Origin of the sequence: Arthrobacter globiformis (assembly GCF_046536215.2) — a bacterium.
GTDB classification, from domain to species: Bacteria; Actinomycetota; Actinomycetes; order Actinomycetales; family Micrococcaceae; genus Arthrobacter; species Arthrobacter globiformis_E.
In genome coordinates, this window is sequence record NZ_CM143421.1 from 2,165,826 (window position 1) to 2,178,366 (window position 12,541).

Sequence of the window (12,541 nt, forward strand, 5' to 3'; positions counted from 1 at the left end):
GGGCGGCTACCTCCGGATGCTCAGGATGTGTGCAGGTTCAACATGTGCATCCAGCCTCACGTAGTTGTACTCCCCCCATTCCCACGACTGGCCGGAGATGAGGTCCTCCACCCAGAACCCGCCGTTGGGGGTGAGGTCGGCCGGCTCGAGTCCCAGCGCGGCCAGGTCCAGCGACACCATGCCTTCACGCGCACTGTGCGGGTCCACGTTGACCACCACGATGATGGTGTCCCTGGTGCCGTCCGGAAGGGTCTTGTGCTTGGAGTAAACGACAGTGGCGTCGTCCGTGGACTGGTGCAGGGTGAGGTTCTGCAGGTCGCCGAGCGCCGGGTGGGCCCTGCGGATCTCGTTCAGCTTGGTGAGGTACGGGGCGAGGGTCCGGCCGGAGGCGTTGGCAGCGTCCCAGTCCCGGGCCTTGTACTCGAACTTCTCGTTGTCGATGTACTCCTCGGCACCGGGCCGGGCCACGTGCTCGTACAGTTCGTAGCCGGCGTACACGCCCCACAGCGGGCTGGCTGTTGCCGCCAGGGCCGCGCGGATCTTGAACGCGGCCGGTCCGCCGTACTGCAGGTACTCGGTGAGGATGTCCGGGGTGTTGACGAAGAAGTTGGGCCGGAAGAAGGCAGCCGACTCGTGGCTGACGTGGTGGAAGTACTCCTCCAGCTCCTTCTTGGTGTTGCGCCACGTGAAGTAGGTGTAGGACTGCTGGAATCCTGCCCGGCCGAGCGCGTGCATCATGGCGGGGCGGGTGAAGGCCTCGGCGAGGAAGACGACGTCGGGGTCCTTCTTGTTCACCTCGGCGATGAGCCATTCCCAGAACCACACCGGCTTGGTGTGCGGGTTGTCCACCCGGAAGATCTTCACGCCGTGGCTGACCCACAGCCGGACGATCCGCAGGATTTCCCTGGACAGGCCCTCGGGGTCGTTGTCGAAGTTGAGCGGGTAGATGTCCTGGTACTTCTTCGGCGGGTTCTCCGCGTACGCGATGCTGCCGTCCACGCGGGTGGTGAACCATTCCGGGTGCTCGGCGACCCAGGGGTGGTCCGGCGCGGCCTGGAGCGCCAGGTCGAGGGCCACCTCGAGGTTGAGCTCATTGGCCCGTGCCACGAAGGCGTCGAAGTCCTCGAAGGTTCCGAGGTCCGGATGGATCGCGTCGTGCCCGCCTTCCTTTGCGCCGATGGCCCACGGCGACCCTGGATCGTTGGGGCCGGCGATCAGGGTGTTGTTGGGGCCCTTGCGGTGCTGGACGCCGATCGGGTGGATCGGCGGCATGTAGATGACGTCGAAGCCCATGCCGGCCACGGCGTCGAGCCGGTTGGCGGCGGTCCGGAAGTTGCCGGACGTCCAGGCGCCGGTGCCGGGGTCGCGCACTGCGCCCTCGGAACGCGGGAAGAACTCGTACCAGGAGCCGCGGCCGGCGCGGTCCCGCTCAACCAGCAGGGGGAACGGCTCGGAGACGGTGACGAGCTCACGGATCGGTTCGCGGTCGACCACGGCGGCGACGTCGCGGCTGAAGCCGGCGGCCAGGCGGTCCTCGGGCGACAGCGAGCCGTCCGCAAGGATGGTGGCTGCGGAGCGAAGCGTCTGGCGGTCCGCGTCGTTCCGGGCGGACTCCTCGGCGGCCTGCGACAGCAGCGCGGCGCCCTCTGCGAGCATCAGTTCAACGTCGATTCCCGCGTCCACCTTGACCTCGGCGTTGTGGTGCCACGTGCCGTAGCGGTCGTGCCAGGCCTCGATGACGAAGGACCAGTTACCGGTGGAATCCGGGGTGAGCAGGCCTTCCCACAGGTCGGTTCCCTTGCCGCGGTCACCTGACGGCGGCTGGAGCCGGGTCCGCTGGCGCTCGTTGCCCTGGGGGTCAAGCAGGACCGCACTGACGCCCAACTGGTCGTGGCCCTCCCGGAAGGACCTGGCGCTGACCACGATTCCTTCACCGGGCAGCGCCTTGGCCGGGAACTTCCCCCCTTCGACAACAGGCTGAACGCCCGTGATTGGGAAACGGCCAAACCGAAGGCCTTCCGTGATCGAAACTTTCGGCGTTTGCTTTGCTGGGGCACTGGTTCGCGTGTTTGTCGTCACAGGCTCGACGTTAGCGAGAAATGGGGCGGATTGCTAAGCCTGCGAACTTAAATAATGAAGCGATTCGTCATTTACCGGAAAGTAATCAAAAGCGGTTCCTGCCGTTCACCTAGTCGGTTAGTGTGGCGCAGGTGAAGGCAATCCGCAGATTTACAGTCCGTACCGTTCTCCCCGAGCCGATCCGGCCGCTGGCCCGGTTGGCGACCAACCTCCGCTGGTCCTGGCACCGGCCCACCCGGGAACTGTTCGAAAGCCTGAACCCGCGGGTCTGGGCCCAGTGCGGCAACGACCCGGTCAGCTTCCTGGGCCTGGTGGGCCGCGAGGAGATGCACCGGCTCGCGACGGACCAGGACGTCGTGTCCAGGGTCCAGGCGGCAGCCGCGGACCTGGACAGGTACCTCACCGAACCCCGCTGGTACCAGGGCCTGGGCAGCGACGCCCCCGCCTCCATTGCCTACTTCTCCCCCGAATTCGGCATCACCGAAGTCCTGCCGCAGTACTCCGGCGGCCTCGGCATCCTCGCCGGCGACCACCTGAAGGCCGCCTCCGACCTGGGCGTGCCGCTGATCGGCGTCGGCCTGCTCTACCAGGCCGGCTACTTCAAGCAGTCCCTCTCCCGGGACGCCTGGCAGCAGGAGACCTACCCGGTCATCGACCCCGACGGCCTGCCCCTGACCCTGCTCCGGGAACCCGCCGCGGACGGCAACGGCAAACCGCTGGAAATCTCCCTGCCGCTGCCCAACGGGCGGCGCCTTGCGGCACACATCTGGCGTGCCGACGTCGGACGCGTCCCCCTTCTGCTGCTGGACTCCAACGTCCCCGGCAACGACGACGCCGCCCGCAGCATCACCGACCGCCTGTACGGCGGCGGCGGCGACCACCGGCTGCAGCAGGAACTGCTGCTGGGCATGGGCGGGGTCAAGGCGTTGCACGCCTACCAGAAGCTCACCGGCACGCCGGCGCCCGAGGTGTTCCACACGAATGAGGGCCACGCCGGCTTCCTCGGCATCGAGCGGATCCAGGAGCTGATGGCCGGCGAGCAGGCGCTCACCTTCGACGAGGCCCTCGCCGCCGGACGTTCGTCCACCGTTTTCACCACGCACACGCCCGTGCCCGCCGGCATCGACCGTTTCGAAGCCGCACAGATCCAGCACTTCTTCGAAGCCGGCCTGGCGCCGGACGTCCCCACCTCGCGCATCCTCGACCTGGGCCGTGAGAACTTCAGCGAAGGCAACCCCTTCGTGTTCAACATGGCCGTGATGGGCCTGCGCCTCGCGCAGCGCGCCAACGGCGTTGCCAAGCTCCACGGCGAAGTCTCGCGGGGCATGTTCTCGGCGCTGTGGCCGGGATTCGACCACTCGGAGGTGCCCATCACCTCCGTGACCAACGGCGTGCACGTGCCCACGTGGGTGGATCCCCGGATCGCCAAGCTGGCCCGGGAGCGGTTCGGGCCCGAGGCAGAGGTGATGGGCCGCTGGGACCTCGCGTACAACGTCTCCGACGCCGAGGTCTGGGCGCTCCGGCGCGAGATGCGCGTCTCGCTCGTTGAGGACGTGCGGCGCCGGCTCCGGGCCGCATGGAAGAAGCGCGGCGCCGCCGATGCCGAGCTGGCATGGACCGACTCGGTGCTGGACCCGGACGTCCTGACCATCGGGTTCGCCCGGCGCGTGCCCACCTACAAGCGGCTGACGCTCATGCTGCGTGACCCGGAGCGCCTGAAGGCCCTGTTGCTGCACAAGGAACACCCCATCCAGCTGGTCATCGCCGGCAAGTCCCACCCCGCGGACGACGCCGGCAAGAAGATGATCCAGGACCTGGTCCGCTTCACCGACGATCCCGCCGTCCGGCACCGCATCGTGTTCCTGCCGAACTACGACATCGCGATGGCCCGCACGCTGTTCCCCGGCTGCGACGTCTGGCTGAACAACCCGCTGCGGCCGCTCGAGGCCTGCGGCACCTCCGGTATGAAGGCCGCGATCAACGGTTCCCTGAACCTGTCGGTCCTGGACGGCTGGTGGGATGAGATGTACGACGGCGAAAACGGCTGGGCGATCCCCACCGCCAACAACGGCGCGTCCGCCGACGAGCGGGACGACATCGAGGCCGCGGCGCTGTACGAGCTGCTCGAGACCCAGGTGGCCCCACGGTTTTATGGCAACACCGTCTCCGAAGCGGCCGGTGCCGCCGGCCCGTCGGAGTCCGGCCACGAGAAGATCCCCACGCACTGGGTGTCCATGATCAAGCACACGCTGTCCCACCTCGGCCCGGCGGTCTCGGCCGAGCGGATGCTGCAGGACTACGTCAACGTCCTGTACCGGCCCGCAGCGGTTGCCGGACGCGAAACGGTGGCAGGCTCCTACGCACAGGCCAAGGCGCTGGCGGCATGGGTGGCCAAGGTCCGCGCGGCCTGGCCGCAGCTGCACGTGGAGCACGTGGACTCGCTGGGCGTCTCGGAGGACCCGCAGATCGGCGACACCCTCCAGGTCCACGCCTACGTGGGACTGCACAACCTGTCCCCGCAGGACGTGTCGGTGGAGGTGGCGTACGGCCAGGCCGCCGACAATGACGAGCTGGCCAACGTGACGAAGGTGGAACTGGAGGCCAAGGAGGAACTCGGCAACGGCCGCTACCTCTTCGCCGGGTCCATCGTGATCGACCGCTCCGGATCCTTCGGCTACACCGTCCGGGTCCTCCCCACGCACGACGCCCTCGCCTCCAAGGCCGAGCTGGGGCTGATCGTCAACGCGTAAATCCTTGGGTTGCGCCGCTGTGTCCCTAGAGCATCACCGCGATGACTGCGAGGTCCTTGCCTGCATAGCTTTCGGCGTCCTGCAGGATCTCGCAGATTATGCCGAAGGAGCGGTCGCCGCGGAAGGCGGCCGGGACCTGCCAGATCACGGTCAGGGGCTTGGCGCCGTCGTCGGAAATGGCGTCGGCGAAGTCATGCAGTGAGTCGTTGAGCGCATCCAGGTTCACGCCGAAGTGCTCCGGGAAGTCCAGGGCCTCGCCGAATGCGGCGAGCACGGACTTCCTCGAGTCAGCGGCAGGCACCAGCAGGCTGCGGCGCCCGGCGTCCGCCACCTGGTCCTTCAGTTCCTCGAGGGTCCAGGTGTCGCCGGAGTAGATCTTCATGGTGCTATTTGCCTTCTGCTATGAACTTGAACGATGCGTAGTGGTCTGCCGTGTAGTACTTGTCCCCGGCCTGTCCTGTCACGATCCTGCGGGCTCCCCTGTCCGACTCGCCCGGGGTCGGAACCGTGTATTCCTTGTAGTACCCGCTGGCCTTGCGCGGCAGGATGCGCTCGAAGTTGCCGAACGTCACGCCGTCGCGGGTGTACGGGTAGGGCCCGCCCTGCCGGATCAGGGAGAGGGTGCGCCGGCCTTCGGCCGGCAGCTGTGACTCCCGGATCGTGGGAAGGCCGGATGCGTTCGGCGCCCCTGTGGCCTTGCCGGCCGACGACGGCGGAGCCGGGGCGGGTGCCGACGTCGGGGCTGAGGAGGGTGCCGACGTCGAAAAGCCGGGTGCCGCCGTTGTTCCCTGCGGTCCCGCAGCGGGCGGCGTGCCGCCCGGCGAGATGAAAAGGTTGAAGGCCGCGAGGGCCACGACGGCGAGCCCCAGCAGCAGCGTTCCGACGGTCCAACGCCTGCGCATGCCTGATTCCCCGAAGTTTATGTGCGGTAGATGTTGATGGAGTAGGCCTGTACCTCGTCAGGCTCGCCGGACTCGACCAGGGTGCCCTGGCGGCGGTCGTGAAGCTCGGACGTGGTGAGGCGGAGATCGAACAGCCGCTTGCCGGTGCCGTCGTCGTTGGTGACCTGGGGAAGGGTGACCTCGATGTCCTCGGGGCTGCCGTTGACCACGATGAGCCCGGCCACGTGACCGTCGTCGGAGCCGAGCAGCAGTTGGACCACGCGGTTCCCGTTGTCGTTCCAGCGTTCCATGGACATGGGCTGGCCGGCCCGGTCGTACCAGTACAGGTAGGAGCGGGCGTCCCGGATGGGGTAGTCGTGCGGCTGCGCCGTCAGGAACTCCCCCCGGAGCCGGATGACGCGCTTGGTGCTGCGCAGCATGGCGTGGGATTCGGGCGTGCTGGTCCAGTCAATCCACGTGAGCGGGTTGTCCTGGCAGTACGCGTTGTTGTTGCCCTGCTGGGTGCGGCCGAGCTCGTCGCCTGCCGTGATCATGGGGACGCCGAGGGAAATCATGAGCGAGGCCATGACGTTGCGCTTGCTCTGGGCGCGGCGGCTCAGGATGCCCTCGTCCTCGGTGCGTCCCTCGAAGCCGTGGTTGTAGCTGCGGTTGTCGCCGTGCCCGTCCCGGTTTTGTTCGCCGTTCGCCTCGTTGTGCTTGCGGTCGTAGGAGACAAGGTCGGTCATGGTGAAGCCGTCGTGCGCGGTGATGAAGTTCAGCGACGCCAGCCTGGAGCGGCCCGAGGGTTCGAAGAGGCTCGCCGAGCCGGACAGGGCATCCGCCAGCCGGGCCACGGACCCGCCCCGGCCGCCGTTGTCCAGCGCTGCACGGTCGGCTACCCAGAAGGTGCGCACGGCATCGCGGTAGTGGTCGTTCCAGTCCACCCAGCCGCCGGGAAACCGTCCGGTCTGCCAGCCGCCGTAGCCCACGTCCCACGGTTCGGCGATCAGCTTGACCCGGGAGAGCAAGGGGTCCGCGGCGAGAGCCACGAGGAAGGGGTGGCGGGGATCGAACTCGTTGGCTGCGTTCCGGCAGAGTGTGACGGCCAGGTCGAAGCGGAAGCCATCGATGTGGAACTCGTCCACCCAGTACCGCAGCGAGTCCAGCACCATCTGGACAACGCGGGGCTCTGCGAAGTTGAGTGTGTTGCCGCAGCCCGTGGTGTCGACGTATTTTCCGTTGCCGTCGGTGCGGTAGTACTTCTGCTCGCCCAGGCCCCGGAAGCTCAGGGTGGCGCCGTCCGGCCCGCCTTCGGCCGTGTGGTTGTAGACGACGTCGAGGATGACTTCAATGCCGGCCGCGTGCAGCAGCTTGACCATGCCCTTGAACTCGTCCTGGACCGCCTGGGGCCCGGCTTCCTGTGCCGACTTTGTGGCGTACGCGGGATGCGGGGCAAAGAATGCCGCGGTGTTGTAGCCCCAGTAGTTGGTGAGGCCGAGGTTCTGGAGGTGCGGCTCGTCCAGGTGGAAATGCACCGGCAGCAGCTGCAGGGCCGTAATGCCCAGCCCGGTCAGGTGCTCGATCATCGCAGGATGGGCCATGCCGGCGTAAGTGCCGCGCAGCGCCTCCGGGATGTCCGGATGGAGCATGCTCTGTCCGCGGACGTGCGCCTCGTAGACGATGGTGTTGCGCCACGGCGTATCGGGCTTCCGGTCCTCCGCCCAGTCGAAGTCGGACGACATCCTGACGCAGGTCAGGAATCCGTCGCGTTCATCGACAGCCCGGCCGTAAGGGTCCAGCAACAGCGGCTGCCGGCTGCCGTCGTCGTCAAAATCAACGGTGGGAACCGCAAGCGGCAGCACCTCATCGCCCTTGGGGGCCGATTCGTCGCTCGGGGCCGCGAGGAAGCCGTACCGTGACCCCACGGGAAAACCGTCGACCACCCCGTGGTGGACCCCGTTCGTGAGGCTGGACAGGGTCTGAAGGCGCCAGTTCTGGCCGGGAGCCTGATAGGCCACCTCGAGCGTGGCGATGCCGGGAGCGTAAACGGCGACGTTTGCGCGGCTGCCTGATGTACCCCCCGGGCTTTGGCGCGCTTCGCTGACCCCGAGGGGAAAGGCCTGGGAGTCATCCACCGTCAGGGCTGTGTCTAAAAGGGGCATTACCATCAATTAAAGCTTAGCCGTCACGTCCAAATAGCTAGTCTTGTCCCGCATGTTACGCGTGCGGCGCTGTGACGGCACTGCTGAATGCTGTAAGGACGCACCGACTGGAGGTTTTCGTGAAAATTGCATTAGCCCAGATCATCACCGGAAGGGATGTTGCCGGGAACCTCACCGTGGTGGAGGAATATGCCCGCCGCGCCAAGGACGGCGGGGCCGACATCGTCGTTTTCCCCGAGGCCACCATGCGCGCCTTCGGCAACTCCCTGCTGGACATCGCCGAGCCGTTGGACGGCCCCTGGGCAAGCCGCGTCCGCTCGATTGCCGACGAACTGGGGATTGTGATTGTTGCCGGAATGTTCACTCCGGGTTCATCGGCCTCCGACCGGCAGCCGAAAGTCCGCAATACGCTGCTGGTGACCGGGCCGGGCGTTGACGCCAGCTACGACAAGGTCCACCTCTTCGACGCGTTCGGATTCCTGGAGTCCGACACCGTGGACGCCGGGACAGGTCCCGTGACGTTCGACATCGGCGGCGTCACCTTTGGCCTGGCCACCTGCTACGACATCCGCTTCCCGGCCCTCTTCACGGCCAACGCCGACCGCGGAGCCGTCGCCAACATCGTCTGCGCCTCGTGGGGTTCGGGCCCCGGCAAGGTGGACCAGTGGAAGCTCCTGGCCCGGGCCCGCGCCGTGGACACCACCACCTACGTTCTCGCCTGCGGCCAGGGCGACCCCGCCACCCAAGGCATCGAGCCCCGCGGTGCGGCACCCACGGGCGTCGGGCACAGCGCCGTCGTCTCACCTTTCGGCGAGGTGCTCCAGGAGCTCGACGGCGCCCCCGGCCTCATCTTCGCCGACCTGGATCCCGCCCTGGTCCAGGAAGCCCGCACCAAACTCCCGGTCCTGGCCAACCGCCGCGACTTCTAGGGACCAAACCCTCTCTCAGATCCTGCCGGAAATCCACCAACCCTCCTGCAGATCCTGCCGGAAAAATGGAAACGCTCCTTCACTCGAAGTGAAGGAGCGTTTCCCGTTTCGCTGCGAAACCTGAGAGAGCGTTGGTCAATTTCCTGCAGGAACTGATGGAGCGTTCCGGAATTTCCTGCAGGAACTGGTAGAGCGTTTGGGGTGGGTTACTTGGCGGAGCGCTGGCGGGAGACTTCGTAGAGGGAGATGCCGACGGCCATGGAGGCGTTCAGGGATTCCATGGCGGAGTCGATCGGAATGGAGACGATCTGGTCGCAGTTCTCCCGGACGAGGCGGCTGAGGCCCTTGCCTTCGGAGCCGACCACGATGCAGACGGGCTCGGTGGCGAGGGTGAGGTCCGGCAGCGAGACGTCGCCGTCGCCGTCGAGCCCCAGCACGAAGACGCCCATGTCCTTGAACTGCTTGAGGGCGTTGTTCAGGTTGGAGGCGCGGGCCACCGGGACGCGGACGGCCGCGCCGGCACTGGTCTTCCATGCGGCGGCAGTGACGCCGACGGAACGGCGCTCGGGGACGATGACGCCGTGGCCGCTGAATGCCGAGACGGAGCGGATGATCGCGCCGAGGTTGCGGGGGTCGGTGATGCCGTCGAGCGCAACGAAGAGCGGGGCATTCGCGATGTGCCCCTTCTTCCATCCTTCAACGGTCTCTTCGGCCAGGTCGTAGGCGTCCTGGTACTCGTACGGCGGAATCTGCAGGACGAGTCCCTGGTGCACGGCATCGTCGGTCATCCGGTCCAGCTCGGGCTTGCCGGTTTCCAGCAGCGGGATGCCGCGTTCGGCGGCGATCTTCAGGGATTCCTTGACGCGGTCGTCCATCTCGATGCGGATGGCGACGTGCAGCGCCTTGGCGGGAATGCCGGCACGGAGCGCCTCGACGACGGAGTTGCGGCCGGTGACAACCTCTTCGGTGGCGCGCCCCTTCGGGCCCGAGCGGGCACCGGCACTGCGGGCACCACCGCCGGAGCGCTTGGCCGCCGAGCGCTCGGCAAGCTGCTTGCTCTTGTAAGCCTTGTGGTACGGACGGTCCTCGGCTTTGGGGGTTGGCCCCTTGCCCTCGAGTGCCTTACGGCCGTGGCCACCGGTTCCGGTGGTGGGGCCCTTCTTGTTCTTGCGGATTGCGCCCGGGCGACCGTTGTTGGCCATGATTCCACCTTGTTTGTAATGAGTAAGTCTGCACTCCAGTCTACTGACTGGCGTTAAATCGTTGACCGGGCGGGCCAGGAAGCGCGGAAGCTAGCTGCGCTGCAGGCTCCACGTGGCGCCGTCGGCGTTGTCCTCCACCAGGACGCCGGCTGCCGCGAGGGTGTCCCGGATCGCGTCCGAAGCGGCCCAGTCTTTCCTGGAGCGTGCCTCGGCCCGGGCCGCGAGCTGCGCCTCGATCAGCGTCCCGAGGGCATTGGTGGCCTGGTCGTCGACGGCGGGCTGCGCGGCGGCGCTGATGCCCAGGACCCGCAGCATGTCGGTCACGCCGGCCAGCGCCTGCCGCGTCGCCTCCGCGTCGCCGTCGGTGAGGGCCGAGTTGCCGGCGCGGACGGTGTCGTGCAGCACCGCGAGGGCCTGCGGGACGTTGAGGTCGTCGTCCATCGCAGCGGCGAACGCGTCCGGCACGGTGCCGTGGCTGCCAAACAGCAGGGCGCCGTCGGAGGACAGCGCGCGGACCGCGCGGGCCATGAAGCCGTCAATACGCTCGACGGCGGCCGCCGCCTCCTGCAGCGACGTCGGCTGGTAGTCCAGCACAGAACGGTACTGTGCCTGGCCGAGGTAGTAGCGGACCACGCGCGGCGGTGCGAGCTCCAGCATCTCTGCCGGGCTGATCGTGTTGCCGACGGACTTCGACATTTTTTCGCCCTGGTACGTGACCATGCCGTTGTGCATCCAGAAGTTCGCGAAGCCGTGGCCCGCCGCCTGTGACTGCGCCATCTCGTTTTCATGGTGCGGGAAGCGCAGGTCAAGTCCGCCGCCATGGATGTCGAACTCGGTGCCGAGGTACTTCGTGACCATCGCCGAGCATTCGAGGTGCCAGCCCGGACGGCCGGTGCCCCACGGCGAAACCCAGCTCGCCGTCGTCGGCTCCCCTTCCTTGTAGCCCTTCCAGAGGGCAAAGTCGCGGGGGTCCTTCTTGCCGCGCGGGTCGGCGTCGGCGGCACCCTGCATGTCGTCGATCTTCTGCCGCGTCAGGGCGCCGTACTTGTTCCACGAGCGCACGTCGAAGTAGACGTCCCCTGACCCGTCGAGGGCGGGATAGGCGTGCCCGCGGTCGATCAGGAGCTGGATGAGCGCGTGCATCTCCGGGATGTGGCCGGTTGCCCGCGGCTCGTAGGTGGGACGGGAGACGCCGAGGGTGTCGTACGCCTTGAGGAACTCCTGCTCATACCGGTAGGCCAGTGCCCACCATTCCTCTTCCGGCACGGAGCCGGGCTCCTGCTCGAAATCGGGGTGGAAGGAGGCCTCGGACTTGGCGAGGATCTTGTCGTCGATGTCGGTGACGTTGCGGACCACCGTGACGCGGAAGCCGCGGTACTCGAGCCAGCGGGTGAGCTGGTCGAAGGCGATGGCAGAGCGGATGTGCCCCACGTGCGGCATGCCCTGCACCGTGGCACCGCAGTAATACAGGCTTACCTTGCCCGGTACCAGGGGAACGAAGTCGCGGACTTCGGCGGATGCAGTGTCGTAAAAGCGCAGGGTCACCGCTCCAGATTAGCCGATGCCATTGTCCCCGCTTACTTGCAGACCTCGCCGATCCGGTTGTTCTGTTTGGCCAGTTCCGCTGTCTGCTCCGAACTCTTGGTGCCCAGGGAGGTGCTGGCCACCTGCTTCATGATGTCGGCCATCTTCTGGATGGGGTCGGCGACGTCCTGGGCCACCTTGTCGGCGACCTCCTGGTAGTGCTTGGCGATCTGGTCTGCCTGCTGCTGCTGGTTGCCCGTGGGCTTGAACGTGTCGCCCTGCAGGAACTTGCAGCTCTCCTCCACACTCATGCGGGGGCTGCCGGCGCAGCCGGCCAGAAGCATCCCTGCGATCACGACGGCGGGAAGCAGCTTTTTCACGGAAGGTCTCCTGGGATTGCGGTACTGATGCATATTCCAGCCTAGGCGATTCGGCTGCGGAGCCCGATCTGCGGGGCGCTGGCCTGTTACGCCCGGGCAGCTACCCGGCGGGGTAGACCAGGGCAGTGGCCACCGCGGAGATGCCTTCGCCGCGGCCGGTGAAGCCGAGCCCGTCGCTGGTGGTGGCGGTAACGCTGACCGGGGCACCCGCGGCCTCGGTGAGCACGCGCTGGGACTCTTCCCTGCGCGGGCCGAACTTGGGCCGGTTGCCCACGAACTGCACCGCGACATTGCCGATCTCGAAGCCGGCTGCCCGAACGATCCGGGCGGCTTCGGCCAGCAGCGTGACCCCGGAGGCTCCGGCGAACTCTGGCCGGTCCGTGCCGAAGTGGGTGCCCAGGTCGCCGATCCCGCAGGCGGAGAACAGCGCGTCGGCCGCGGCGTGGGCCACGGGATCGCCGTCGGAGTGGCCGGCGAGGCCCCGCTCTCCCTCCCAGAAAAGACCGCCGAGCCAGAGCGGCTGGGGGTCGCTGTCCGGGGCAAACGCGTGCACGTCGATGCCAATGCCCGTCCGGGGCAGGAGCACCGGGGTCCGCGAAGCGTTGTCTGTCATGGCGCCTTCCGTCATGTGGGT

General features: G+C 67.3%; 10 protein-coding genes. 2 read left to right on the forward strand and 8 right to left on the reverse strand.

Annotated features, from left to right (window positions below):
- Nucleotides 1-6: 6 nt before the first annotated feature.
- Nucleotides 7-2,079 carry an alpha-1,4-glucan--maltose-1-phosphate maltosyltransferase gene (locus R5O87_RS09615; protein ID WP_410555099.1) on the reverse strand — a complete coding sequence of 691 codons (2,073 nt, stop codon included), beginning with the start codon at nucleotides 2,077-2,079 and terminating at the stop codon, nucleotides 7-9.
- Between the two features lie 131 nt (nucleotides 2,080-2,210).
- Here R5O87_RS09615 and glgP point away from each other — a divergent pair, with 131 nt between their 5' ends.
- On the forward strand, nucleotides 2,211-4,829 hold the full coding sequence (gene glgP / locus R5O87_RS09620) for an alpha-glucan family phosphorylase (protein ID WP_410555100.1): 2,619 nt from the start codon (nucleotides 2,211-2,213) through the stop codon (nucleotides 4,827-4,829).
- Between the two features lie 25 nt (nucleotides 4,830-4,854).
- Here glgP and R5O87_RS09625 read toward each other — a convergent pair whose 3' ends face one another.
- Genes R5O87_RS09625 through glgX form a run of 3 tightly spaced genes read right to left on the reverse strand, consistent with a single transcriptional unit; the run spans nucleotide 4,855 to nucleotide 7,878 of the window.
- Nucleotides 4,855-5,211 (reverse strand): barstar family protein, encoded by a 357-nt coding sequence (locus tag R5O87_RS09625; RefSeq protein ID WP_377952041.1) that lies wholly within the window; start codon nucleotides 5,209-5,211, stop codon nucleotides 4,855-4,857.
- 4 nt (nucleotides 5,212-5,215) lie between these two features.
- Nucleotides 5,216-5,731 carry a guanyl-specific ribonuclease gene (locus R5O87_RS09630; protein WP_410555101.1) on the reverse strand — a complete coding sequence of 172 codons (516 nt, stop codon included), beginning with the start codon at nucleotides 5,729-5,731 and terminating at the stop codon, nucleotides 5,216-5,218.
- 17 nt (nucleotides 5,732-5,748) lie between these two features.
- Nucleotides 5,749-7,878 carry a glycogen debranching protein GlgX gene (gene glgX / locus R5O87_RS09635; RefSeq protein WP_410555102.1) on the reverse strand — a complete coding sequence of 710 codons (2,130 nt, stop codon included), beginning with the start codon at nucleotides 7,876-7,878 and terminating at the stop codon, nucleotides 5,749-5,751.
- 113 nt (nucleotides 7,879-7,991) lie between these two features.
- Here glgX and R5O87_RS09640 point away from each other — a divergent pair, with 113 nt between their 5' ends.
- A complete protein-coding gene (locus tag R5O87_RS09640) occupies nucleotides 7,992-8,801 on the forward strand; it encodes a carbon-nitrogen hydrolase family protein (protein ID WP_410555103.1) in 810 nt (269 codons plus the stop codon).
- A gap of 206 nt (nucleotides 8,802-9,007) precedes the next feature.
- Here the strand turns inward: R5O87_RS09640 and rlmB are convergent, their stop codons facing one another.
- The 4 genes from rlmB to ispF form a co-directional block, all read right to left on the reverse strand.
- Nucleotides 9,008-10,003 (reverse strand): 23S rRNA (guanosine(2251)-2'-O)-methyltransferase RlmB, encoded by a 996-nt coding sequence (gene rlmB / locus R5O87_RS09645; RefSeq protein WP_410555104.1) that lies wholly within the window; start codon nucleotides 10,001-10,003, stop codon nucleotides 9,008-9,010.
- A gap of 90 nt (nucleotides 10,004-10,093) precedes the next feature.
- Nucleotides 10,094-11,548 carry a cysteine--tRNA ligase gene (gene cysS, locus R5O87_RS09650; protein WP_410555105.1) on the reverse strand — a complete coding sequence of 485 codons (1,455 nt, stop codon included), beginning with the start codon at nucleotides 11,546-11,548 and terminating at the stop codon, nucleotides 10,094-10,096.
- 32 nt (nucleotides 11,549-11,580) lie between these two features.
- Complete coding sequence (locus R5O87_RS09655; RefSeq protein ID WP_410555106.1) at nucleotides 11,581-11,907, reverse strand: hypothetical protein; 327 nt, start codon at nucleotides 11,905-11,907, stop codon at nucleotides 11,581-11,583.
- Between the two features lie 100 nt (nucleotides 11,908-12,007).
- Nucleotides 12,008-12,520, reverse strand: a complete 513-nt coding sequence (gene ispF / locus R5O87_RS09660; protein ID WP_410555107.1) for a 2-C-methyl-D-erythritol 2,4-cyclodiphosphate synthase — start codon at nucleotides 12,518-12,520, stop codon at nucleotides 12,008-12,010.
- Between the last annotated feature and the right edge of the window lie 21 nt (nucleotides 12,521-12,541).